The sequence below is a fragment of the Gammaproteobacteria bacterium genome (assembly GCA_032250735.1).
Taxonomy (GTDB): domain Bacteria; phylum Pseudomonadota; class Gammaproteobacteria; order SZUA-152; family SZUA-152; genus SZUA-152.
Map to the genome: position 1 here is coordinate 17,514 of JAVVEP010000009.1, position 24,423 is coordinate 41,936.

Sequence of the window (24,423 nt, forward strand, 5' to 3'; positions counted from 1 at the left end):
AATGCCCGACCACGTTCCGAGGAAGTCGATGCCAAAGCGTATTATCCAGCGTTTTATGCCAGATCACAAAAAGGTCCGCGATCATAAACGACTGAAATTTCTGGGCACTCTGCTGCATGACCCCAATATCCTGCACCTGAACCGGCGCTCGGTCGCCGGGGCATTCAGTGTCGGCTTTTTTGTGGCCTTTGTACCGGTGCCCTTTCAGATGGTGCTCGCCGCGATCGGCGCGATCCTGGCGCGCGTCAATCTACCCATTTCCGTGGCCCTGGTATGGATCACCAACCCCATCACCATGCCGCCGCTTTTCTACACCGCCTATAAGGTGGGCACCTGGATTCTCGACCGGCCGATACAGAAGGTCCAGTTTGAGTTATCCATCGAGTGGTTAATGCAGGAGCTGGGGTTGATCTGGCAGCCCTTTCTGCTGGGCTGTTTTGTCTGCGGCGTGAGCCTTGCCGTGCTTGGCAATGTGACCATTCGCCTGTTATGGCGGATGCACGTGGTCCGTAACTGGCGGCAGCGGCGCCGGCGCCAGGCGCATAAGACCGATTAACTGTGCCGTTGTAGTGGTCGTATTTTATCCGGCTTACACTACCCCTCTTGAAGGACCACTAGTGTTGCGAACCGGAAATAACGAAACATGAAACAGTGTCTTTTTCCGCCATGCGTCGTTGCAGCCCCTTGCCGTATACCCCATACGGCTGCGGGTCTGCGCCTAGCCTGGCGAAAAAATCCATCTGTTGCATTTGTTCCGCTATCTCCGGTTCGCAACACTAGTCGCTTTCCACAAACGCACCATCGGTCAACTGCAACACCCGCGACATACGCTGCGCCAGTTGCAGGTCGTGAGTCACCATTACGATGCTGGTGCCCATCTCTTCATTCAGTTGCAACATCAGGTCGTACACCTGCTCGGCGGTGCGGTGATCCAGATTGCCGGTGGGCTCGTCCGCCAGCACACACAGGGGCCGGGTAATCAGGGCGCGGGCGATGGCGGTGCGCTGACGTTCGCCGCCCGATAGCTCGCCGGGCTTGTGCTTGAGTCGGGCCGACAGCCCCACCTTTTGCAGCAGGTCCGAGGCCTGCTCACAGGCCTCGGCCGCCCGCATGCCGCGAATCAGCAGCGGCATGGCGACATTTTCCACCGCGGTGAATTCCGGCAGCAAATGATGAAACTGGTACACAAAGCCCAGCGTCTTATTGCGCAGTTTGCCGCGGGCCGCCTCGCTGAGCGCACTCAACAGCTGGCCGCCCACCCGGATCTCGCCCTGGGTCGGCAGTTCCAGCCCGCCCAACAGATGCAGCAAGGTGCTCTTACCGGACCCCGAGGCGCCGACAATCGCGATGCGCTCGCCCTTTTCCACCTGCAGGCTGACGCCGCGCAATACCTGGACAGTCAGGCCGCCCTCGTCGAAGGTTTTGCTCACCGCGCGGCAGTCCAGCACCGGCGCGGCAACACTGTCGGCGGCGGCGTCTGCGCGAGTATTGCCGGATGGATGCATCGTCTCACTCATAACGCAGCGCCTCCGCCGGCTGGGTGCGCGATGCCCGCCAGGCCGGGTACAGGGTGCCCACAACGCTCAGCACCACCGAGATGGCGGCGATTTTGATGACGTCATCCCAGTGCAGCTCCGAGGGGAAGGTATCGATATAGTAGATATCCGCCGGCATAAACTGGATATTCAGCACCTGCTCCAGCCACACCACCACCGTATTGAGATTGAGCGCCAGGGTGACGCCGCCGACCACGCCCAGCAACACCCCCACCACGCCGATCACCACCCCCTGCACGATAAAGATGGCCATGATCGAACCGGGTGTGCTGCCGAGGGTACGCAGAATGGCGATATCGGCCTGCTTGTCCGTCACCACCATCACCAGAGTAGAAACGATATTGAAGGCCGCCACCGCCACGATCAGCAGCAGGATAATAAACATCATGGTCTTTTCGATCTTGACCGCGCGAAACAGATTGGCGTGGCGCATGGTCCAGTCAGAGATCCAGTAGCCGCCGGGCAGCGCCTCGACCAGCTGGTTGCGCACCGGCACCACCTGGAACATGTCATCCAGCTTCAGGCGCAGACCGGTCACTCCCCCTTCCAGCCGGAACAGGCGCTCCGCATCCTCGAGGTGAATGAGGGCCATGGCGCTGTCATATTCGTGCATGCCCACCTCAAAAATCCCCTGCACCGTGAACCGTTTCATGCGCGGCATAATGCCCGCCGGGGTATTGCTCGCCTGCGGGGTGACGACGGTGATCTTGTCGCCCATCACCACCCCCAGATTGCGCGCCAGGCTCTTGCCGAGCACGATGCCGAATTCGCCCGCGCGCAGATCACCCAGCTCGCCATAGAGCATTTTCTGCCACACGTCCGAAACGGCCGGATCCTGCTCCGGCAGCACCCCGCGCAGCAGACCGCCCTGCACCTGCGAACCGAAACTCATCATCACCTCTTTGCGCACATAGGGCGCCATGCCGACGATGCGGGGATTGGTCTGGGCAATGGCCTGCCCCATGGCCTCCCAGTCCTGCAGCGGCGCACCGTCCACGCGGGTGATGGTGATATGCGAGGCCATGCCCAGAATGCGCTCGCGCAGCTCCTTCTCGAAACCGTTCATCACCGACAGCACCGTAATCAGCGCAGTCACGCCCAGCACGATGCCCAGCATCGAGGTCAGCGAGATAAAAGAGATAAACTGATTGCGGCGTTTAGCGCGCAAATAGCGCAGGCCGATATTGAGTTCCAGCGGTGTAAACATGTCGATCCATCAAGGGTTAATGGGGGCCGGGAAACGGGCCGTACAGCCCGTTGTCCAGAGGAACCAGCGGATCTTAACACGCCAGCAATAACCGGCGACAGCTTACGCAGCCAGGCCATCCCTGCGGCCTCCCTCCCGCCCCTGACAATTGTGGTAGCATCTATGACCACATTCGCTGTCAGGCGATCAATCATTACTCCACACCATGCAAACCAGGGAGGTAAACTCATGAACCCATTCGATGCCAGACCCGCTTTCCACTCGCACGCATTCTCCTCTCAGACTTTCTCCTCTAAACTTTTTTCCTCTAGACTTTTCTCCTCTAGACCAAGCCCCGCCTTTTTCCTGTCCGCCGTGCTGGCACTGGCCGTGCTGACCCTCAGCTCCTGCGGAACCACGCCGAGCACCACCGCCAGCGATACGGCCGCCGCTAGCGCACAACCAGACTCCGCCGAGGGCACCGCAACAGAAAACACCACAACAGACAGCGAAGCGAGCCAGCCCAGCACGGACGGTGCCGTGAGCGCTGCCGCCGAGCCCGAACCCGCCACGGCGGTTGAGCCAGAGCCGGTGCGCATCGTCGAATCCTGCAAAGACGAGCCCTATGGAAGATTTGAACAAGAGGCCCGCGCCAGCATGGCCAAAGGCCTCGCCGCCACCGAAGCCGGACAATATGGCGTGGGTTTTCGCAACCTTGCAGAACACAAACAATGGAGCGACACCCACAAGCGACTCTTCACCAGTGTCAACGAGGCCTGCAACGCGCTGAGCCAGTGCGCCCAGCAACACCCCGACGACAAGACCACACAATGCGCCGAACAGGCCAGCCACTTCAAACAGTGGCAGGAAGCTGCCGAGCGTTTCGCCCGAAAGGCCAAACTCAGCGAAACCACACAACCGCCGAAAATATGTTCATTTGAACCCAACCTGACAGACGCCGCCGACTGTTTTCACGGCCTGGCCGACAATATCGACACGGCCTGCAACACCGCCGCCTGCAAAAAAACCAGCGACTGCTGGCGCAGCATCGGCTTCCTCGACCAGGCAATCAAACAGGCCAGCTCCGCCTGCGGATTCGCCCGCACCCCACTCGCCGAATGTCGCGGCTACGTCACCGTCGCCCAGCGTCGCGAAGCCACCTTCAAACGCTGTAGCGACCTGCAGCAGCAGCTCAGCATCCGCGTCGTACCGGTGTTATGAGTGATGGAAGGTAAATCGCCCTGAGTAGGATTGATCCAGCGGCAGACAGGTAGGGTGGGCACGTTTTCTGTGCCCACGCGAACAGGATTAAATAGGGTCGCTGTTTCCCAGCCACCAAAGTGGCATGCACCCGGTTCATCACGACATAACGCAGGCATGGCAATATATAGTCGTCTCTCTGAAGAGGGCTTATCTTAAATCGCCCATCCCACAATGAGCCTGTTCGCCTTCCTCGTTTGTTTACTAAAGCCGACAACCTACCCGCCAACCGCTTCATTAACTGCGAAATCGTTTTCGTATCCTTTCCTGGCTCAACAATCAAATGCACATGGTTCATCATCAAACACCAGGCATACACCTTACTGCCCAGCCTCACATTCCACTCGAACAACTTTTCCAAATAAAACTGATGATCACCGTCCGCAACAAAAAACGTAGACTATTTCCAAGGGCCGGGAGCAATCCACTGTTGAGGTTTCTCGGAATCTGACACGAGCGCATTAGCAACAGGTTTGATAAATATTTCCACAGCAGTAACAATTTCTCCAAAATCCGCCGGAACATGATCCAGGCCAAGCCGGTTTCGGAATGCAGTCCACTGAACCTGCTTGTCATCAACGAACGATTTCGTGAAGGCAGCACCTTCCTCTGGTGCTTTGGTACCCCTATGCTCAAGTGTCAGCCTTATGGCCTCAGCCAGATCGTTACCATCAAAATCAAATTGACGGGACAAGAGCCAAATATCAAAAAAGTCTTTCATCCTACTGTTCAGCTCACCCAGCTTCAACATGGCTTCAAATTTTTCAGCAATTGCACTTTCCCGGCTATAACCCAAAAGCCTGGGGGCAGGAAAGTCCAGTATCGTTGGCAGCTCGGTGTCGATAGCAGCAGGATGTACAACATCACCAAATCCAATATCAATCTGCATCGACACGCGGGCGTTATCCAGGCTGCCCGTAAAACGCACACGGATGCCTTCATAATCGGCATCACCAGTGATGCGTTCTGCCCTAACAGAATCAGGATCAAAAACCAGTCCATCCGATTCGGTAACGCTCACGATAATGTCTCTGATTTGGGCGATGATGCTATCGATTTCATTACTCGTTTTTCCCAGCATGTCGATATCCATGGTGGGACGCACTTCCGGTGAACGCCATGCTCTCAACATCAAGGCGCCCTTGAGAATAAAACGATCCACATATTCTGATTTCGACAATCGGTAAAGAAACCGCTCCATCGCATAATGCTGGAGTAATTCATTGAACGGCCGTTTATCCTTCCTCGAGAGATTTATCAAACGCTGACGGACCGAGGCCGCTATATTCACTCCCTTCCCAGAACTCATACCAAGGCCTCAAGATAAGGTCTCATCACCTTTTCAACCCGACATATTCTGGCGTACTTGAGCAGCATGTCGGGATGAAATTCCTTTTGTGTCTTGTAGAATTTGAGCGCCTCCAGAACAATATCCATCCCCAGCTTGTTGCGGTACTTGAAACAGTCCGCCAGTGTTTTCTCCGGACTATAAACCTGCACCCGTACGCCATCGATCTGATGTACTTCTACACCGGCGTTAAAGGCATCCTCTGAAAATTTATAGGCGTGCACCGGTGGTGACGTCAGTGACGGCATTCTCATGGTGCGGGGAACCGCGACAGATATTTCGCGGGGTATTTGGGTTGTAATGCCATGAAATGACAGTGCTGACACCAGGCAAATAACCGCCTTGGGAAATCGCAGACTGACCGTCACCAGGTCGGGCTGACTGATCGGTGGCAACTCACGCAGGCGATATATTCCCCGGCAAACCTGTTCGACAATGCCCGTATCGCGCATTTTATAGAGGGCGTATCGCGAAATTCCGTATTCAAGGGCCTCGCTCATGCGCAGTTGGCCACCGTGCTGGCGGAATATTTCAGTCGGAGAGGCTGTCGCTTTCGATGTAGACATAATGTAACCACATAATTTTATGTGGTAACGTTATGTCTCACCCGGGAAAATGTCAAGTCGGTATCGCGAAAACAGGATATCTGTAAACCACACCTTAACGTACAGGCATCGTCGCATATGGCTCAACGGCTCTTCAGCAGGAGGAATCCTTACCAGTGTGGCCCAGGGGTCGCGTTTGTGTGACTTGCTTCCCCGCCTGATTCGCTCACCGGTTGGGTGTCCGAAAATCGGGACTTAACAAGCTCGGAAGAAGAGTTTAGCTAGCGGAATATTGTGATCGAAAAAATTACAATCGGAGCCAGTCTCCATCCATGACTGGAGGAAAAAAATCGGTGGTTTTCAGATTTAGGCTCAAAATGGGCTCAGGACGAATCTGAATTCTACAGGGATGTGCTAACTGATTGATTTAATGGTGGGCGATACTGGGATTGAACCAGTTTAGTCACACTTGCGAACGCAGTGAGTTAGTGAGACTTATGCGGGTTTACTTCACGGACTTGCGGATTATCTCGGACTTGTACAGAAAATTGGTGGGCGATACTGGGATTGAACCAGTGACCCCTGCCGTGTGAAGGCAGTGCTCTCCCGCTGAGCTAATCGCCCTATTTTGGATCCGGCTAGAAACCGGTTTTCCGAAATGAGGGCGCAGATTCTACGAGCTGGGCGGGTTCAGGTCAAATATCTATTCCTGGCCGGCAGTCGCTCCCCTTTTGGTGGCGGCTTGGTACAATACCCCCCCTTTTTCACCGCTTCCTTTTGCACTGCAAGGATAACCCTATCGTAATGCGTACTCGATTTGCCCCCAGCCCAACCGGCTATCTCCACATTGGCGGTGCCCGCACGGCGCTGTATTCCTGGCTGCATGCCCGCAAACATGGCGGTCGGTTTGTGCTGCGCATCGAAGACACGGATCTCGAACGCTCCACCGCAGAGTCGGTCAACGCGATTCTGGAGGGCATGACCTGGCTGGGGCTGGAGTACGATGAAGGCCCGTTTTATCAGACCGAGCGATTTGAGCGTTATAAAGAGGTGATCCAGCAGTTGCTGGACAAGGGGCTGGCCTACCACTGTTATTGCTCGCGCGAGGAGCTGGAGACGATGCGCGAAGAGGCGATGGCGAGGAAGGAAAAGCCGCGCTACAGCGGGCGTTGCCGGGTACGCCAGGATGTCCCGGAGGGGATTGAGCCGGTAATCCGCTTCAAAAACCCGCCCGAGGGCGCCGTGGTGATTGATGACCTCATCAAGGGCCGGGTGGTGATCCAGAACAGCGAGTTGGATGACCTGATCATCGCCCGCAGCGATGGCACGCCTACCTATAATCTGACCGTGGTGGTGGATGACTGGGACATGGGCATTACCCACGTGATCCGCGGTGACGACCACCTCAACAATACGCCGCGACAGATCAACCTGCTGCGCGCGCTGGGCGCCGAGCCGCCGATTTACGCCCATGCGCCGATGATTCTTGGCCCGGATGGCAAGCGGCTGTCCAAGCGGCACGGCGCGGTGAGCGTCATGCAGTATCGCGAGGACGGTATTCTGCCGGAGGCCCTGCTGAACTATCTGGTGCGGCTGGGCTGGTCCCACGGGGATCAGGAGGTCTTTTCCCGGGATGAGATGATTGAGCTGTTTGACATCAACAACGTCAACTCCGCCGCCTCCATGTTCAACCGTGAAAAGCTGCTGTGGCTGAATCAGCAGTACCTTATCAAAGCCGAGCCCGAATACATCGCCCATCACCTGAGCATCCACCTGGGCAAGCTGGGCATTGACCCCAGCGAGGGCCCCGATATTCTGGATGTGGTCAAGGCCCAGCAAGAGCGCGCGCAGACGCTGGTGGAGATGGCCGAGATCAGCCGTTTCATCTATCAGGATTTTGACGACTACGACGCGGCGGCGGCGAAAAAACACCTGCGCCCGGTGGCCAGGGAGCCGCTGGAAAAGATGCGCGACGCCCTGCTTGCACTCAGCGACTGGAGCCCCGAGGCCCTGCACCACAGCGTGGAAACGGTCTCCAGGGCGCTGGAGCTGAATATGGGCAAGGTCGCGCAGCCCTTACGGGTTGCCGTCGTGGGGCGCGCAGCATCCCCCGGTATTGATGTCACACTGCACCTGGTCGGCAAGCCCGCCTGTCTGCGTCGCATCGACATGGCGCTGGCCTATATTGAAAAACGCGCCGCTGAAAGCTGAGCGGCGCCTCCACGGTGGTACAGGATAACAAGTAAAAAATGAGCGACAACGAGACAGCATCCACCAGCACGCCCAGCAACTTTATTCGCCAGATTATCGATGCGGACCTTGCCGCCAACAAGAATGGTGGCAAGGTCATCACCCGCTTCCCGCCGGAGCCGAATGGCTACCTGCACATTGGCCACGCCAAATCGATCTGCCTGAATTTCGGTATCGCCCGGGATTACCACGGCACCTGCAATCTGCGTTTTGACGATACCAATCCGCATAAGGAAAATGTCGAGTTCGTGGAATCCATCCAGCAAGACGTGCGCTGGCTGGGTTTTGACTGGGATGACAGGCTGTATTTCGCCTCCGACTATTTTGAGCGGCTCTATGATTTTGCCATGCAGCTGATCCGCAAAGGCAAGGCCTACGTCTGCGAGCTGGATGCGGAGCAGATGCGGGAATATCGCGGCACGCTCACCGAGCCGGGTAAAGACAGCCCTTTTCGGGATCGCTCGATCGAGGAAAATCTTGAGCAGTTTGCAAAAATGCGCGCCGGTGAATTCGAGGATGGCAGCAAGGTGTTGCGCGCCAAGATCGACATGGCATCGCCTAACATCAATTTGCGCGACCCAACGATCTACAGAATCCGTCACGGCGTGGTCCACCATCAAACTGGTGAATCCTGGTGCATCTATCCCATGTACGATTACACGCATTGCCTGTCTGATGCGTTGGAAGGCATTACGCATTCGCTGTGCACGCTGGAATTTGCCGACCACCGCCCGCTGTACGACTGGTTTCTGGACACACTGGAGACCCCCAATCATCCGCAGCAGATCGAATTTTCCCGGCTGTCGCTGCAATACACCATCACCAGCAAACGCAAATTAACGGCGCTGGTCGATGAAGGCCATGTGGAAGGCTGGGACGACCCGCGCATGCCGACCATTGCCGGCATGCGGCGGCGGGGCTATCCACCCGCGGCCATCCGGGATTTTTGCACGCGCATCGGCATCACCAAATCGGACAACAGCGTGGAAATGGGCGTACTGGAAAACTGTGTGCGCGAAGACCTCAACGACCATGCGCCGCGCCGCATGGCCGTGCTCAATCCGCTGAAGGTGGTGATTGAAAATTATCCCGAGGGTCAGGAGGAAATGCTGACCGTGGCCAATCATCCGCAGGATGAATCCATGGGCACCCGTGAGATTGCCATGTCACGCGAGGTTTTTATCGATCAGGAGGACTTTCTCGAGGTCGCCCCCAATAAAAAATTCAAACGCCTGGTGCATGGCGGCGAGGTTCGCCTGCGCAATGGTTATGTGATCCGCTGCGATGAGATGATCAAGAATAATCAGGGCGATGTCATCGAACTGCGCTGCAGCTATGACCCTGCCACCCTGGGGGCGAATCCTGAAGGCCGCAAGGTCAAGGGCGTGATTCACTGGGTGTCCGCCACGCACGGGCTGAAGGCCGAAGTACGGATCTATGACCGACTCTTCAATCACCCGACACCCGATGCCACCAAGGATGGGCAGGCGTTCACCGCGCATCTCAATGCGGAGTCCATGCTGACATTGACCCACTGTATGCTGGAACCGGCCCTGGCAGACGCGAATGCGGGCGATTGCTTTCAATTCGAACGGGAAGGTTATTTCTGCAAAGATCCGGCGCAGACCGCGGATGGCCTACCTATTTTCAACCGTACCGTAAGCCTGCGAGACTCCTGGGCAAAAATAGAGAACCAAGCGACCGAGTCCGCTTGACACAGCCCTGGATTTCACTAAAATAGCGCTTCGCTTTTCGGGGCTATAGCTCAGCTGGGAGAGCACTTGCATGGCATGCAAGGGGTCGGCGGTTCGATCCCGCCTAGCTCCACCACATTGCTCGAAGTAGTGAGTATAACGCGTCAGTACTGAAGTTGATCATGCTCAGATCATCATACGGAAGTACATCAGTCGATGTCCCCATCGTCTAGAGGCCTAGGACACTGCCCTTTCACGGCGGCGACAGGGGTTCGAATCCCCTTGGGGACGCCATTATAGAATAAGGGCCTGTATCGTTTTGATGCAGGCCCTTTTTTTATGGTGTTTTTTTTATTTTATTGACCTTCTTTCTGGTCCTTTTACTAGTGTAGTGTCTTATATAAAACGTGTATTTAGAAAGCCACTCAAGGCGCAAGTGCAAGGCGCAGACCGCAGGGAATGTCGGCTACCTTTCCAAGGTCTGCAACGCGGCAATTGCGTCTTGAGTGTCTTCCCGTAGGGCGATATAGGATCTTGAGGTACACATCAACTCTTTCTCGTCTAAATATGCGTTTTATATGAGACACTACACTAGCTCTTCTACCAATCAGCCAACCAGTCCTTGCAAAACAGTTGGCAGGTATATGTCGATCAGTGACTCGGGTTCCGGAATTCCTGCAAATCTTGTAGTTGCGTCTTTCTGCCCCCGACCTCCTTTACCGCTTTTTTGAAAAAAGGCCGCAGTGAGGACTTCAACTGACTCACAACCTGCCCGGTCGGGATCCCCTTCAGGCAACAGAATATCGCCAGGGCATAGGTAATATCGTATTGCGAGAGAAAATTTTCCCGCTCAACCGCCGGGCCGGAACAACTACTGCAGGAACGAATCTTGGTGGTATTGGCGCTGTCGGCCATCATCACACCAAAGCCCATGAACACGGCCAGCAGCTCCGTCACATGGGGCCAGTTCTCCTCGCCACCGGGAGGGGCCTCGCGCGCGGTGGTGCCGAGATAATGGGCCAGGGTATGGGCAAAATTGGCGATGACCACCTCGGGATCCTGCAACGATCCGGGGAGATAGCTGACAATCAGCTGCTGTGATTCGGCCACCGAGGTGGCTATGACGCCGCTCGCTCCCCGCACCGGCCCGTCGATCTGAATACGTGCGGGCGCGGGGATTTGCGCGACATTCTCATCGATCAGGTGCGCATCCACCAGACGACAGGTCCAATGTTGCATACCCGCATAACCTTTGACCTTATCCAGGATCAGATTGGCCATGCCCTCTGCACTGGATTCCCGGCCGGGGAAATGCTCATTGCTGGGCGTCACCAGAATTGTCTCGTCAAAAAATACCCCGGCATCGAAATTTCGTAGTGCCCAGGCAAAGGTATCAAACATCCATTGCACCGATGTCTCATCAAGTAGCCGCACCGGTTTTAGAAATCGGGAAAACATAACACCTCTGTTGCTGGTTGATCGTCTATCGAAAACGCCAAATATTCGACATGAATGGGGTTTAGCGTATATTTCACAGGCGGCAACCACCACTCACACCGCCGTTGCCTATCATACAGATTGGCAATGCGTATAAAAGCAAATCCTGCGCACTCCCCCTGCATGCCACCAAATAATACCCTAGCCGTGTCTGTTGATACCGATTTTTTGTTATTCACAACGCCTCTGCACCAGCACGGTGACGGTAATTTTTTCTGGATACAAGCGTGGAATCTGAATATCCAGAACACTGCACTGCGATCCAATCATTATTTTTTCACACAAAAAATAGCCTTTTTTCAGGGGACGCATTCATACTTTGATAAAAAATATCCTATAAAGATACGAAAACCTGCGTCGATATAAAAAAGGTTACGCGATAGCTGTCAAAAAAATCTCACATTTATCGGTATTATCTGTTATGCAGAACCTCATGCATAACGACAAATTCAGACTTTTATGTGCAGTGCATGCGTGATTATTGACGGATAATCTATGAAGTATTGAGAAAATTATTTTTGATTTATTCGACTGATTTCTTTATGTTTTTGTAAATTTATATTAGATTTGCACTACCATTATTTTTTTCACCAATTTTTTCACCAAAAGGAGAGTCATAGATGGCTGTAAAAAAGAAGACTAGCAGAGCTAAAAAGGTCGTGACCAGCGCCGCCTCATTGAAATCTGTCGATAGCGCTATTGCTGTTCTGGCCGATGCCGCAGCAGCGACAACGGATGCGATTGCAACGATCAGCAAAGAGAAAAAGAAACTCCTCGCTGAAAGCAAAACGCTTAGTAGAAAGAAGGCGACACTACTGAAGAAGAAAAAGGCCGCCGCTGCCAAACTGAAAAAGGATGCCAGCGCAGCCAACAAAAAGGCCGTAACGGCGATCGAAAAAGACCTTGCCGTTGTTAACAAGGCGGTTGCTAGAGTGACACCTGCAAAATCCAGCATGGCAGCCGAACTGGCGGCACTGAAAGCGGTCGCCAAGCGTGCGGGCGCTTACGCCAAATCTGTCGCCTCGATCGACAAGGTGTTAAACAAGCCCAAAAAGAAGGCAAGAAAGAAACGGGTTGCCAAAAAATAAGCCGTTAATCTGGTCATACTGCCCGTAAAAAAAGCCCACCTAAAATTGGTGGGCTTTTTTATGGGCCACGGTATTTCGTACCCGTCACTGATCGACGGTTTCCGTTTACACAGGCAGTCTTTCAGCCCACATGGCGGGCCTGTCGTTTCGCACCTTTCATGGCCTTGCCAAGGTCTTTAGTCTGCGCCTCACGCACTGTAGGCGACATGAATCCCGCCAATCCCTTTTGACCCGATCGGGCATAATCCGCCCCCAATACGCGTGCAACCTCCAAAGCGGGCATATCCTGCAGCGTGGTCAGATACTCATAGATCAGGTCGAACAGGCGTTTAAGGGAAATCTTATGCGTCTGCTGTGTGGTTGCAAATAACCAGTCACTCAGCCCCATAAACCGATCAAAGGGCTGCTCACCCAGCAAGACTGGCAGGGTGTTTTTGAAACGCCCCGAATTGGCCAGCATGTCCCAGTAACGTGCGAAGCGTGAGAGTCGCTGCATGTGCCGGAAATCAATGCGGTCAGTCGAGAGCACGTTGTACGGCGGTGCGGGGTTGTAGCGCATATCATAGCGCTCGGTATGCCTGATAATAGGCGTGCCACGCAGGCGTTTTAATATGCCTACCTGGATCTCACCAGGGTTCAGGCCAATCAGCCGATCAAAGCCACGAGCGAAGCTTTGCATGTCTTCACCCGGCAGGCCGACAATCAGATCGGTGTGCAGGTGGGCGGTGGTTGCCTGGGTCAGCCACTGAATATTGGCGACGGCCTGCTGGTTATCCTGTTTGCGGCTGATTAATGCCTGCACTTCAGGATTAAATGTCTGAATGCCGATTTCAAATTGCAGCGAACCCTCTGCAAACCGTTGGATCACCGTTTTGAGTTTGTCCGGCAGATGATCAGGGATCAGCTCAAAATGTAAGAACAGTGTGTCATCCTGTTTGCCAAGAAAGAATTCCAGGATCCGGATACTGGTATCAATCTTCAGGTTGAAGGTACGATCCACAAACTTGTAGTGGCGAACGCCTTTCGCGTAGAGCCCCTGCATGGCCTCAAGAAAGCGTTCGATATCGAATGGCCAGGCCGTCTTATCCAGCGAGGACAGACAAAACTCACACTTAAACGGGCAACCCCGCGACGCCTCCACATAGATCACCCGGTTGGCGACATCTTCTTCGGTGAACTGATCATAGGGCAGACGGATCATGGCCAATGGCGGTTGTGGCGCATGCATCACTTTCGTCGACGGTGCAGTGCCGGCGAGGATGTTTCGGCAGAGTTCGACAAATGCCAGGTCGGCCATGCCCGTGATGATGTAATCGGCCCGTCCATAAAGGACCTGCTGTTGCGTTTCGTAACTGACCTCGGGGCCGCCGAGCACGATAATGGTTGCCGGTGAAATCGCCTTGAGCAGCCCGACCAGCGCCGTCACCTCCGTCACATTCCAGATATAGACGCCCAGCCCAATAATGGCCGGCGAATCGGCGAGCAGTGTTTCCGCGACATCGATCGGGCGATGGGTGATGACGAATTCCCGGATGGTCGTTGATGGCCCCAGCTCGGCCATATTCGCCTTCAAATAGCGCAGGCCGAGCGAGGCATGTATATAACGGGCATTGAGGGTGGCGAGGGTGATCTTTGGCATGCGCGCATGATATCAAACATTCCGCACTTACCCTGTCTTCCACCGCATCAATGCCCGTCCCTGCCGAGGCTGCTGGGCGGCCATATCCCACCACACCCTATTCGCCCGCGGGCTGCCAGATACGGGTGCCTCCGGGAAAAAATGACGTACCGGCATTTTAAAAAAACAGCAAATATCGGAACCTTTACGCAGGCGCAGGCGTGTTTGGGGTGCCCGCACTATTCCGGCCATAACCCGCCTATAGTGATACTGGGTATGAACATTATTGACTACACAAAGACGGGAGTTAACATGTCACACAAAACCTATACATCACCTCTGGGAACGCTGGTACTCGCCCTGATCAGCCTGGCTCTGGTGGCCTGCGGTGGTGCAGGTTCATCAACAAATTCTACCGGCAATGGCAGCGTCGGCATCGTGCTTACCGACGGCCCTACCGCTGACTTTGCCGAGGTCAATGTCACCATCACGGAGATCTCGCTGATCCCGGATGACGACAGTGACAATGATATCGACAACGACAACGGGCCGGTGGTGATCTTCCAGGGTGAAGAAACCATCAACCTGCTGCGGTTGACCGACTTTTCTGCGCTGTTTGCCCTCTCCAACGCCGTGCCGGCGGGGGAGTACGAAAAGATCCGCCTGCAGCTAAAGCAACCGAACGGTATCGAGCTCGTCAAAAGAGACGCCCAGGGCAATATCACCGAAACCGTTTATCCCGCGATGACCGGCAATGGCAAGCTGGACCTCAATCCCCGCGGTGACTTCCACGTGGTGGCCAATCAGACCCTGTATATCCAGCTCGATATCGATGCCGACAAATCCCTGCACATTGTGCAAACGGGCAACGGTGGCTATCGGTTCCGCCCGGTGATCTTTGTGGACATCATCGACCAGCAGTTCAGCGGCAAGCTGGTGCGCCACTTTGGCTATGTGCAGAGCCTGGATGCGGCCAATAACCGCTTCAAATTATGCGATCAACCGATGGCGGATATGCCGACCACCACCGCGCTCAGCCTGGTGACGCAGAGTATCGATGGTTGTATCGAGGTGGTCGCCGACGACGTCTCTGTGTTTGATCAGAACGGCGATCCTGCCGATAGGAGCGGCATTCAGGATGACGACATGCTGACCGTCATCGGCTTCGTACGCAGTTATGAAGAGCATGACGATGATGACGAAGAGACTGGTAGTACCAACAGTACCGATGCGGACAGCACCGATGCAGATAGCACCGATGCAGACGACCATACGATTCGCCTGTATGCCGAAGTGATCGAGATGGGTGACCGTGACACCTTCGCCATCGTTGATGGCAGCGTTACCACCGAACCACAGACCGCCGCGGCGGCCTTTGGTCTGGCGCTGGATGAGACCACGGATATTCAGGTGCAGCTACAGGCACAGGCCGGCACCCGGGTGTTTTCACGCAGCGGGCAGCGGCTGGACTACCGGGGTATCGACCTGGGCCTGACGGCCTCGGTGGACGGCGTCTATTCCGCCACCGACAGCAGCCTCCTTAAGGCCGGCCTGGTGATTGTGGATAGCGCCAAGATCGACAGCCTGCAGAAGCTGTCCGGCACGGTGCTGAGTGTCGATGCCGACTCCAGGCTTATTACCATCAGTAGCGACAGCGGCGACAAGCTGATCCGCCTGACCGACGACAGCCACATCTTCCTCATGCTGGGGGATGGTGCCGGCGCGCTGAGCACCGTGATCGACATCCTGGCCGTGCCCGTCGGTGCGGAACTGGATGTCTATGGCCATGCGGCTACCGACGGCTACTTCGATGCCAATACGGTCATCGTGGAGTCACCGGACACGACGCCATAGATCATCGCGTTCAGCATCAGCACGAAAAAGGGCCTGTTCTTCAGGCCCTTTTTTTTACGGCAGCGCGCCCGGTTGTTCGTGTTGTTCGTATATTCCTGCCATCCCTGTGATCGCCCCTGCGTGATACCGCGACACCACCTCACTCTGGCAGCCTCCAGCCCTTGAATGTTCTCTGCTTGTTCTCTATGCTGTGTGCATCGCGTTTCTGACACAGTGAGTGACACAGTGAGTGACACAGTGAAGATGCCCATGCTTACCCCCGGCCAGCGCAAAGCCCTGGATTTCATTAAAGATTACCTGTCGCGTGAGGGCTTTGCCCCGAGTCTCGCGGAGATCGCCGAGGGTCTCGGCACCCGCTCGCGTGGCTCCATGCACAAGCAAGTGCAGGCGCTGGCCGCGGCCGGCGCCATCCGCTTGATACCCGGTCGGCAACGGGGCATTGAACTGGTGGAGCCGTGGGACGACATCGAGCCCCACCGCTACAGCCTGCCCCTCCTGGGGCGCATTGCCGCCGGCCGGCCCATCGAGGCGATCCCCGACGAGGACACCCTCAACCTGGCGGAATTCCTCCTCGGCCCCGACCGCTTTGCCCTGCGGGTGCAGGGTGACTCCATGATCGAGGCCGGGATCCTGGATGGTGATACGGTGATCATCAAGCGCGGCGAGACCGCCACCGATGGGGACATCGTGGTGGCGCTGATTGATGACGACGCGGCCACCCTGAAACGTTTTCACCGTCGCGTCGGCGGCAAGATCGAGCTGGCCCCCGAAAACCGCAGCCTGCGCCCCCTGGTGCTGGACGCCCATCGGGTGCGCATCCAGGGTGTGCTGGTCAGCCAACTCCGCACCTATTGATCCCCCGTCAGCAACGCAGGCCGTCACGTGACTCGCACCGTCTTTCGCCCCTGGCGTCGCGCCATCATTCTGGTCGACATGAACGCCTTCTTTGCCTCGATCGAGCAGCTGGATCGCCCCGAGTGGCGCGGGCGTCCAGTGGCGGTGACCAATGGCCTGACCGGCACCTGCATCATCACCAGTTCGTACGAGGCCCGCGCCTGTGGCGTCAGGACTGGCATGCGGCTGAAAGAGGCGCGTCGATTGTGCCCCGCACTGATTCAGTCCCCGGCCCGGCCGGAACGCTATGCCGCCGTGTCATCCCGCATCATGTCGGCGCTCGATGCCATTTCGCCCGACATCGAAGTCTTTTCCGTCGACGAGGCCTTCCTGGACGTCACCCGCTGTCAGCGCCTGCTCGGCTCCCCCGAACACATCGCCCGGCTGACCAAGGAGATCGTGTTCCAGGCCTCGGGCATCCCCTGCTCGGTGGGGGTCAGTGGCGACAAGACCACCGCCAAGTATGCCGCCAAGCTCAACCGGCCCGACGGTTTAACCGTGATCCCGCCCTGGGAGGCGAAGGCGCGCCTGCGCGATGTGCCGGTGACCGAGCTCTGTGGCATCAATAAGGGGATCGGCGGGTTTCTTGCTGCACGCGGGGTTTACACCTGCGGTGACATGGAACGCCTGCCGATTGGTGTGCTGGCGCAGCGCTTCGGCAACCCGGGGCGGCGCATCTGGTACATGGCACAGGGGGCCGATCCGGAGCCCCTGCAACTCGGCCTGGCCGCGCCCAAAACCATGGGCCACGGCAAGGTCATGCCACCAAATACCCGCGCGGCGGGCGTCATCCTCACCTATCTATTACACATGAGCGAAAAGCTCGCCGCGCGCTTGCGACGCCATGCCATGGTGGCGCAGACCTTTTCCATCGCCCTCAACACACGCGAGGGATGGATCGGCAACAAGGCGCGCAGCGTAGTGCCCACCCAAAACGGCAAGACCATTGTGCAACTGTGCAAACGGGTGATCGGCGCCTGCTGGCGCGGCCAGGGGGTACATCAGGTGCAGGTCACCGCCCTGGATCCGCGCCCCCTGAACGGGCAGCTGGAGATGTTTGCAGCGGGCGCGGAGCCGGACCGGGAAAAGCAAACCCGGGCCCATGCGGCCATCGATACGATCAACGCCCGTTATGGTGAATTTACCCTGGCCCCCGCCCGCCTGCTCAACCGCTCCACCATGCCCAATGTCATTGCCCCGGCCTGGAAGCCTTACGGCCATCGACAGACCATTCAGGATATCGAGGCCGACACACGGCGGGCCAATAAGGATGATGCGGACGCACCCGGCTAGGGGGAGACGCTGATTACCCAGAGATGGCCAGCCCTCCAATAAACCCTATAAAAATAGGGAAATTTGGCCCGTATTGACCCACAATTTCGTATCGTTTAAGGTGTCCCTGCTAATTTTTTGGCCAAACATCTATTTCTAACATTCTACTATTGGGAGAGTCGCTATGAGCCTTGCTATTACTTTCTTTGTTGTGCTTTTGGGTACCGCTTTTCTGGGCATGTTTACCTCTTAAGACACGCCTCTGCCGCCAGGCAGATTGCAGAAAAAAAGGCTGAAACAGTAAAAACTGTTCCAGCCTTTTTTTTGTCCCGGATTTATGTGAGCCGCCAGGGATATTTTATTGCCGCGACCTGCGGGCCATCACCGTGGCCTGAAATGCACCACCTCGCGGACGATCTCATCAAAGGGCAGCACATCAGAATCGGCAAAATGCTGATCCCGGGCCTCCAGCACCGCAAACACATCCGGCCGGACCGGCGGATCACCCACATCGAGTTCCAGCAGTCGGCACAGCCCCAGCATTCCTCCGGCCTGCACCTTCATTTCCTTGCCATGCGGCAGCACGGCCACCGGCCCCGCAGTATGCAGCGCGAATTGGGATTTTTGCCGCAGCAGCAACAGCCAGTCATTACAGCGCGCGGCATAGTGCGCGGAGGCACACATCACCACCTCCCGCTCGGCGATGTTCTTCCTTGATGCCTTTGAGCACTGTGTCTTTAAGGCCAGGATGGTTTTCTCGAAAACACAGGGGGCCGAGACCAGCGTATCGCGTACCGAGCGATATTCATTTTCATCCATACGCGGATACCGGAAATTTGTTACCGACGCTCATTGCGGCAGGCCATGGTCACCAATTCTTTCACGCAGATATCGGCTGACATCACGAAATTCATTTTCTATCGCAACAAACCGGTCGGCAATATCATCGGGCACTTTTCCCGCACGCACGGCATCCACGATATCTCGACACATGCCCGATAATGTTATGGCACCCAGGTTTGCACTACTGCCCTTTAATGAATGGGATACCGACTCAATATCCGCCATATCCATTTTGGCCATCGCAGATCCAAGCTCTTTAATACGCTGCCGGGAATGTTCAATAAACAATTTTACCAGCTCGGTAAATTTATTCTCGTCCAGCAGTTCTTCCAGATCAGACAATACACCCATATCAAAATGTTGCTCGATTGCATCATGGGATAGTGAAGTAGCCTGGGGAAAGTTTTCTTCAGCCACCGGAGTATCCGTTTCCAGATAACGCGAAAACACATCAATCACCGCATTGATCCGCATGGGCTTGACCAGAAAATCATCCATGCCTGACTCAAAACAGGCCTGGCGGTCCTGGTCGGATGCATTGGCCGTTAAGGCGATAATCGGGGTGCGTGACGAGCCATGGGTAAGCTCATAGACGCGAATCTTGCGTGTGGCCTCAAAGCCATCCATAACGGGCATCTGGCAATCCATTAACACCACATTGTAGTTATTGGCCTTGAACAGGGTGATCGCCTGCAGACCATCATTCGCGATATCCACCATGAAACCCTGCTTCTGCAGGATGGACACGGTGACCTGCTGATTAACGGCATTGTCGTCGACCAACAGTACTGATATGCCTTTATGCGGAGGTACAAGCTGGTCAGCATTATTGGCGTGATGTGGAATAATTATTTCGTTACTGGCATGCATGCTGGAAAGCGCGGCAAGCAGTGGAGATTTCCGTATCGGCCGGGTGATGCTGGCGGAAAAATGGAAATGCTTGACCTTTTCGGCAAGGTCGCGTTCCGAAAGCCGGAAGATGCCAATCATGAATTTTGCAACAACGATACGTTTGCGCAGGCTGTAGATGTCAGTAACATTCAGTGATAGCAGTTTATCCACGTCCAGGATGGCCACATCAACTGAGGGAATATTTTTTCCAGCAACGATACCGGAAGGCGTAATAACATCACCGCCCCAATACTGGACAAGACTACCGATTGTTTTTTCCATCCCCCGGCTTTTGGTCAGAACAAATACCCTCAAGCCGGAAAATATGCCCTTTTCACGGCGATTAGAGCGTCGCTCCGTGGCGGGCAAATTGGCCGTGAACCAGAAGGTGCTGCCTTTACCCTCTTCGGATTCAACACCAATTTCGCCACCAAACAGCTTCGTCATCTGCTCGCAGATGGCCAGGCCCAGCCCTGTCCCGCCGAATTTACGGGTGGTCGACTCATCGGCCTGCGTAAACGAACCAAAGATTACTTTCTGCGCCGATTTGGGAATACCGATGCCGGTATCGATCACCGAAAACCTGAGCAGTCCAGAAACATCTGTCCCCTCATTATCCGCCCGTTTGAGCTCGACAATGATCTCGCCATCATGGGTGAACTTTATCGCATTGCTGATCAGGTTGTTCAGAATCTGTCGCAGGCGTGTCGGATCTCCCCGCACATATTCAGGTACATCATTTTCGATACAGGCGGTAATTTCTATGCCCTTGTCCTGCACATTCTTGGCATAGAGCCCTACCACCTCTTCAAGAAGATGCCTGATATCAAACTGAATGACTTCATAATCAATCTTGCCGGCCTCAATTTTAGAAAAATCGAGAACATCCTTAATAACAACCAATAGGGCCTCTGCGGAGTTATACGCGGTATCAACAAAATATTTCTGTTCCGACACCAGCTTCGTTTCACGCAGCAGGTCCAGCATACCCAGTACACCTGTCATTGGCGTGCGTATCTCATGACTCATATTTGCCAGAAAGGTGGATTTCGCCTTGGTGGCATCCTCTGCATTTTTATAGGCCAATGCCAATTCAGTGTTTTTCTGATTCAGCTCAAAGCTCTTATTCCTGACATTATTGATAACAAAGCGCGCGATAAGAATCCCGACGACCAGCACAATAATGCCGAGCGAAAACTGCATCAGTAAGATAAATCTAAAATCCTTCTGATTACTCTGAACGGCATCATCCGTGTATTGCTGCTGCAGGGTTGTCAACTCATCAAGTAGATCGAGCAAAAGCTTCTGCTTCTCCAGGCCATGAGTAATCGCTGCTGCGACGACATCCGCCGGAGCGTCCTGCATCAGCAGCTCTGCTGATCGCTGGTTGGCAGGCTGCGCCTCAGAGGCGACAATCGCCAGCCTTGCATGGATTTCCTTTTCCTTTTTATCCACACCAAGACTGACCAGCTCATCTCGCATGTTCCGGTACTCACCGGCATATGAATAAAACCGGAGTGACTCAGCATCTCGAACAAAGATGTCATCCGTCGCCAGCATGGTATAAATACTGATAGCCCTCTGACGAATGGCATCGCGCATACCGAACGCCAAAGCCACCTTCTTATTGTGGACTTCGACGATCTTTTCCATGTTGGTATTGAATTCTTTAAGCCGATAAAGACTGATCGCGGAAAGCACCAGCACCAGGACCAGCACCGCACTAAACCCCATCTGTACCACATGCACCAGACGACGATGCTCATCCTGCTCGTGGTGAGACGCGATTATTGAGTTTTTCTGATGAACCATGTGTCTCTCAGTCGGTACAGCTAGCCCGGCCCTATAGGCTGGGGCCCGTCGGATTTTGGGAAGCAATCGCTAATCTATCAGATATTTCGCGCCAAGATCTTGCATACGCCACGACAAGGCGTTATTAGTCTTGCATATCAATAGCTTATCAATTTTCCAGCATTCCCACTCCCTGATCGCTGTCGGCATTTATTGCCCGAAATGTGAAGTTTTCACCTTTCTTGCCGCTACTAGTCTGGAAGCAGGCTTCAGGCAAAAAATGACAATCGAAACAGGAATTTAGCGTAGATGTCCGAGGTAACCGCAGTAGTTCAGGCACACACAACAGATGGCAGGCCGCAGCTTGCCGCCCTCATGCTGTTGGTCCTTGTGCTGTTTACAACAGCCTCACACGTCCATGCAGACGCAGCAAATACCGCCGCACCGCATACACCGGTCAATGATGTGCGCGTACTGATCGATATATCCGGCAGTATGAAAACAAATGACCCGGCGAATTTGCGTCAACCGGCACTCAATCTCTTCGTATCATTACTACCCAATGAGACACAGGCGGGTGTCTGGACCTTTGGACAATGGGTCAACATGCTCATTCCCCACGGTCCTGTCACGGCAGCGTGGAAGAACGATGCCAAGGCATCGGTACAGAAGATCAACTCAGCGGGACTTTTCACCAACATCGAGGATGCCATCAGACGATCCACATGGGACTGGCGAGACACACCCCCTACGTCGGGCTCGGAACGCAATCTTATCTTACTCACCGATGGACTGGTCGATATCGCACTCGATGAACAGGAAAATCGGGCATCGCGCCAGCGAATATTGCGGGAGCTCCTGCCCCTCCTGCAAAAAGCCGGCGTTACGATCCATGCGATTGCACTGTCCAATGAATCTGACCGGAATTTACTAGAACAGCTGACAACCGCGACCGGTGGCCGGTTTGAGGTCATTGAAACGGCAGAAAACCTGGAACGACTCTTTTTACGCCTGTTTGACAACGTGGCACAGGCAGACAGTCTTCCTTTAACCGATAACCGCGTAAAGGTAGACGACAGCATTAAGGAAATGACCTTTCTGGTGTTCCGGGGCGCGGCCGTAGAAGAAAGTAGCATCACCTCACCCGCAGGCGAAAAGTACGATATCAACAATAAACCACAAGATGTGACGTGGCATAAAGAATCGAATTACGACCTGGTGACAGTCAAAAACCCTGCCGCTGGCTACTGGCAAATAAATACCAAAGAAGATCCTGACAACCGGGTGATGATTGTGACAGACCTCAAGTTGGTCAACACAAGATTGCCCGTCACACTATCCGTCGGTGACAAACAGACACTCCACCTACACCTGGAAAATAGTGGCACCATGATTGATCAGCGCGATTTCCTGCACTTTGTCAAAGCGACACTTAACCAGGTCGCAATTGACACTGAAAACGAGGAAAAGAAGTGGAATTTAAAAATACTGGACAATGGAAAAGGCGTCGATAAAAAAGAAAAGGATGGTATTTATTCCATCGAGCTCAACGAGACCCTGATTGCCGGTGAACATGACATCGAGGTGGAGATCAACGGCACCACCTTCCGACGACAGTTCAGGAAACAGCTAACTGTTTACGCTTACCCGGCAACAGCGAATATAGAACCCGTATCAAAAGAGGCATTCAGGGTAAGTGTATTGCCATACCAGACACTGATTGACACCGATGCAATGCAGGTAACGGCGGAACACAAGCTACCAAACGGTGAGATTAACAAGATAACGATCACACGGGTCAATCCGGCAGAATGGATGCAGGAGTTCACGACCAACGGAATTCCCGGCAAGCATGAAGTGACCATAGCGATATCCGGCTCCAGCAAGGATGGAAAACCACTGGAGGCAACACTCCCTCCACTCAGCATTGATATCGATGGTGAGAAATCACCGCCTCCAGAAAGTAATAAGCCGGAAACTGAAGAACAGGTTGAGGGTATCGATAATAGCGTGACGAATACCGAAACAGAAGAAGAGCCCGTTAGCTGGGTGATGGTTTCTGTGAAAGTGGGACTATTTAACATTATTGTCATCGGAATTTTCTTTGCCGCCTACAAATATTCATCAAGCATTCGGAAAAAGCCTTTAAAGAAACAATCAGAGGAAGAGTCAGATGGCTAGCGCCGACCCCACTGCCGTGATCATACTTGGTGAGATTGTCGTATTGGAGACAATCGCAATTATTGGCTTTGTCATCTTCTTTTTTGTGAGAAAGAAAAAAATAAAAGCACAACTCGGAAAAAGTAAAAGCGATTATCTCAAAAGTGTCAGCGACAGGAAATCATCACTAAAGTCATCCTTCGAAGGGACACCGTACGCACAAATAAATAACATCGATCAGGTGGTCGATAATCTGGTTGAGCATGAAACAGCGTTTTTTCACTCCATTCTTGGAATTATCGAAAAAAATGACGGAACTGCCATTGGCAAAATAGACGACAATATTCATGCGCTAGTGAACCAATATACCCTGCTGATCAAGTCTGGCGATGCACTGGGCGCTGAAACCGAAGAGGAAAATCCCATTGTACCTGACATCGATAGCGCTATCGATGACTTATTGGCGGACGAAGCCGATGATGCCGAAGGCGACCCCGCATTTGATCTCAGCGAAGCAATTGTGGCGGATGATGAAATCGCCGAAATCCCCGATGAATTGCTGGCGGATGACAATCAGGACGAGAGCGCCACAGCATCAGAGATCACCTCGGATGACCCAAGCGACCCCGAACAATCAAAATCGCCAACCGACAAGACCCACTAGATCAAGGCAGTA

General features: G+C 54.5%; 18 protein-coding genes and 3 tRNA genes. 12 read left to right on the forward strand and 9 right to left on the reverse strand.

Annotation, left to right across the window (positions count from 1 at the left end; all coding sequences use genetic code 11):
* Window positions 1-28 precede the first annotated feature (28 nt).
* Window positions 29-556 carry a DUF2062 domain-containing protein gene (locus RRB22_07110; GenBank protein ID MDT8384168.1) on the forward strand — a complete coding sequence of 176 codons (528 nt, stop codon included), beginning with the start codon at window positions 29-31 and terminating at the stop codon, window positions 554-556.
* Window positions 557-776: 220 nt separating this feature from the next.
* Here RRB22_07110 and lolD read toward each other — a convergent pair whose 3' ends face one another.
* Together lolD and RRB22_07120 are read right to left on the reverse strand one after the other, a co-directional pair.
* A complete protein-coding gene (lolD, locus tag RRB22_07115) occupies window positions 777-1,505 on the reverse strand; it encodes a lipoprotein-releasing ABC transporter ATP-binding protein LolD (protein MDT8384169.1) in 729 nt (242 codons plus the stop codon).
* 4 nt (window positions 1,506-1,509) lie between these two features.
* Entirely contained in the window at window positions 1,510-2,763 is a 1,254-nt protein-coding gene (locus tag RRB22_07120; GenBank protein ID MDT8384170.1) for a lipoprotein-releasing ABC transporter permease subunit, read from the reverse strand.
* Window positions 2,764-3,117: 354 nt separating this feature from the next.
* Here RRB22_07120 and RRB22_07125 point away from each other — a divergent pair, with 354 nt between their 5' ends.
* Window positions 3,118-3,963: a hypothetical protein gene (locus RRB22_07125; GenBank protein MDT8384171.1), complete on the forward strand. Its 846-nt coding sequence runs from the start codon at window positions 3,118-3,120 to the stop codon at window positions 3,961-3,963.
* A gap of 439 nt (window positions 3,964-4,402) precedes the next feature.
* On the opposite strand, the gene RRB22_07130 is transcribed toward RRB22_07125, so the two are convergent.
* From RRB22_07130 to RRB22_07140, 3 genes are all read right to left on the reverse strand, one after another.
* Window positions 4,403-5,311 (reverse strand): nucleotidyl transferase AbiEii/AbiGii toxin family protein, encoded by a 909-nt coding sequence (locus RRB22_07130; protein MDT8384172.1) that lies wholly within the window; start codon window positions 5,309-5,311, stop codon window positions 4,403-4,405.
* The gene (locus RRB22_07135) at window positions 5,308-5,916 is read right to left on the reverse strand and encodes a type IV toxin-antitoxin system AbiEi family antitoxin domain-containing protein (protein MDT8384173.1); all 609 of its coding nucleotides are present in this window, start codon (window positions 5,914-5,916) and stop codon (window positions 5,308-5,310) included. The genes RRB22_07130 and RRB22_07135 overlap by 4 nt, the downstream gene beginning before the upstream one ends.
* A gap of 528 nt (window positions 5,917-6,444) precedes the next feature.
* Window positions 6,445-6,519 (reverse strand) — tRNA-Val (locus RRB22_07140).
* 174 nt (window positions 6,520-6,693) lie between these two features.
* Between RRB22_07140 and gltX the strand changes: the two genes are divergently transcribed.
* The 4 genes from gltX to RRB22_07160 all read left to right on the forward strand — a co-directional run bounded on the left by gltX (window position 6,694) and on the right by RRB22_07160 (window position 10,133).
* Window positions 6,694-8,106, forward strand: coding sequence for a glutamate--tRNA ligase (gene gltX / locus RRB22_07145; GenBank protein MDT8384174.1), 1,413 nt, complete (start codon window positions 6,694-6,696; stop codon window positions 8,104-8,106).
* Between the two features lie 38 nt (window positions 8,107-8,144).
* Window positions 8,145-9,860, forward strand: coding sequence for a glutamine--tRNA ligase/YqeY domain fusion protein (locus RRB22_07150; protein MDT8384175.1), 1,716 nt, complete (start codon window positions 8,145-8,147; stop codon window positions 9,858-9,860).
* Between the two features lie 39 nt (window positions 9,861-9,899).
* A tRNA-Ala gene (locus tag RRB22_07155) sits at window positions 9,900-9,975 on the forward strand.
* An 82-nt stretch (window positions 9,976-10,057) separates the two neighbouring features.
* Window positions 10,058-10,133: transfer RNA gene (locus RRB22_07160), tRNA-Glu, on the forward strand.
* Between the two features lie 357 nt (window positions 10,134-10,490).
* On the opposite strand, the gene RRB22_07165 is transcribed toward RRB22_07160, so the two are convergent.
* On the reverse strand, window positions 10,491-11,297 hold the full coding sequence (locus RRB22_07165; GenBank protein MDT8384176.1) for a hypothetical protein: 807 nt from the start codon (window positions 11,295-11,297) through the stop codon (window positions 10,491-10,493).
* A 659-nt stretch (window positions 11,298-11,956) separates the two neighbouring features.
* Between RRB22_07165 and RRB22_07170 the strand changes: the two genes are divergently transcribed.
* A complete protein-coding gene (locus RRB22_07170) occupies window positions 11,957-12,424 on the forward strand; it encodes a hypothetical protein (GenBank protein MDT8384177.1) in 468 nt (155 codons plus the stop codon).
* A 121-nt stretch (window positions 12,425-12,545) separates the two neighbouring features.
* Here RRB22_07170 and RRB22_07175 read toward each other — a convergent pair whose 3' ends face one another.
* Window positions 12,546-14,063: a radical SAM protein gene (locus RRB22_07175; protein MDT8384178.1), complete on the reverse strand. Its 1,518-nt coding sequence runs from the start codon at window positions 14,061-14,063 to the stop codon at window positions 12,546-12,548.
* 291 nt (window positions 14,064-14,354) lie between these two features.
* Between RRB22_07175 and RRB22_07180 the strand changes: the two genes are divergently transcribed.
* The 3 genes from RRB22_07180 to RRB22_07190 all read left to right on the forward strand — a co-directional run bounded on the left by RRB22_07180 (window position 14,355) and on the right by RRB22_07190 (window position 18,083).
* A complete protein-coding gene (locus tag RRB22_07180) occupies window positions 14,355-15,896 on the forward strand; it encodes a DUF4382 domain-containing protein (protein MDT8384179.1) in 1,542 nt (513 codons plus the stop codon).
* A 225-nt stretch (window positions 15,897-16,121) separates the two neighbouring features.
* Window positions 16,122-16,751 (forward strand): transcriptional repressor LexA, encoded by a 630-nt coding sequence (lexA, locus tag RRB22_07185; GenBank protein MDT8384180.1) that lies wholly within the window; start codon window positions 16,122-16,124, stop codon window positions 16,749-16,751.
* 27 nt (window positions 16,752-16,778) lie between these two features.
* Window positions 16,779-18,083 (forward strand): DNA polymerase IV, encoded by a 1,305-nt coding sequence (locus RRB22_07190; protein MDT8384181.1) that lies wholly within the window; start codon window positions 16,779-16,781, stop codon window positions 18,081-18,083.
* A gap of 360 nt (window positions 18,084-18,443) precedes the next feature.
* On the opposite strand, the gene RRB22_07195 is transcribed toward RRB22_07190, so the two are convergent.
* Together RRB22_07195 and RRB22_07200 are read right to left on the reverse strand one after the other, a co-directional pair.
* Window positions 18,444-18,881 carry a hypothetical protein gene (locus RRB22_07195; GenBank protein MDT8384182.1) on the reverse strand — a complete coding sequence of 146 codons (438 nt, stop codon included), beginning with the start codon at window positions 18,879-18,881 and terminating at the stop codon, window positions 18,444-18,446.
* Between the two features lie 30 nt (window positions 18,882-18,911).
* Complete coding sequence (locus RRB22_07200; GenBank protein ID MDT8384183.1) at window positions 18,912-21,608, reverse strand: ATP-binding protein; 2,697 nt, start codon at window positions 21,606-21,608, stop codon at window positions 18,912-18,914.
* A 288-nt stretch (window positions 21,609-21,896) separates the two neighbouring features.
* Here RRB22_07200 and RRB22_07205 point away from each other — a divergent pair, with 288 nt between their 5' ends.
* Window positions 21,897-23,768, forward strand: coding sequence for a VWA domain-containing protein (locus RRB22_07205; GenBank protein ID MDT8384184.1), 1,872 nt, complete (start codon window positions 21,897-21,899; stop codon window positions 23,766-23,768).
* Window positions 23,761-24,411: a hypothetical protein gene (locus tag RRB22_07210; GenBank protein MDT8384185.1), complete on the forward strand. Its 651-nt coding sequence runs from the start codon at window positions 23,761-23,763 to the stop codon at window positions 24,409-24,411. Before RRB22_07205 ends, RRB22_07210 begins: the two co-directional genes overlap by 8 nt.
* Window positions 24,412-24,423 lie beyond the last annotated feature (12 nt).

Excerpts from the sequence above, each read along its gene's own strand:
- RRB22_07110 (MDT8384168.1), top strand. The coding sequence starts at position 29 with ATGCCAAAGCGTATTATCCAGCGTTTTATGCCAGATCACAAAAAGGTC.
- lolD (MDT8384169.1), bottom strand. The coding sequence starts at position 1,505 with ATGCATCCATCCGGCAATACTCGCGCAGACGCCGCCGCCGACAGTGTT.
- RRB22_07120 (MDT8384170.1), bottom strand. The coding sequence starts at position 2,763 with ATGTTTACACCGCTGGAACTCAATATCGGCCTGCGCTATTTGCGCGCT.
- RRB22_07130 (MDT8384172.1), bottom strand. The coding sequence starts at position 5,311 with ATGAGTTCTGGGAAGGGAGTGAATATAGCGGCCTCGGTCCGTCAGCGT.
- RRB22_07135 (MDT8384173.1), bottom strand. The coding sequence starts at position 5,916 with ATGTCTACATCGAAAGCGACAGCCTCTCCGACTGAAATATTCCGCCAG.
- RRB22_07150 (MDT8384175.1), top strand. The coding sequence starts at position 8,145 with ATGAGCGACAACGAGACAGCATCCACCAGCACGCCCAGCAACTTTATT.
- RRB22_07165 (MDT8384176.1), bottom strand. The coding sequence starts at position 11,297 with ATGTTTTCCCGATTTCTAAAACCGGTGCGGCTACTTGATGAGACATCG.
- RRB22_07170 (MDT8384177.1), top strand. The coding sequence starts at position 11,957 with ATGGCTGTAAAAAAGAAGACTAGCAGAGCTAAAAAGGTCGTGACCAGC.
- RRB22_07175 (MDT8384178.1), bottom strand. The coding sequence starts at position 14,063 with ATGCCAAAGATCACCCTCGCCACCCTCAATGCCCGTTATATACATGCC.
- RRB22_07180 (MDT8384179.1), top strand. The coding sequence starts at position 14,355 with ATGTCACACAAAACCTATACATCACCTCTGGGAACGCTGGTACTCGCC.
- RRB22_07195 (MDT8384182.1), bottom strand. The coding sequence starts at position 18,881 with ATGGATGAAAATGAATATCGCTCGGTACGCGATACGCTGGTCTCGGCC.
- RRB22_07200 (MDT8384183.1), bottom strand. The coding sequence starts at position 21,608 with ATGGTTCATCAGAAAAACTCAATAATCGCGTCTCACCACGAGCAGGAT.
- RRB22_07205 (MDT8384184.1), top strand. The coding sequence starts at position 21,897 with ATGTCCGAGGTAACCGCAGTAGTTCAGGCACACACAACAGATGGCAGG.
- RRB22_07210 (MDT8384185.1), top strand. The coding sequence starts at position 23,761 with ATGGCTAGCGCCGACCCCACTGCCGTGATCATACTTGGTGAGATTGTC.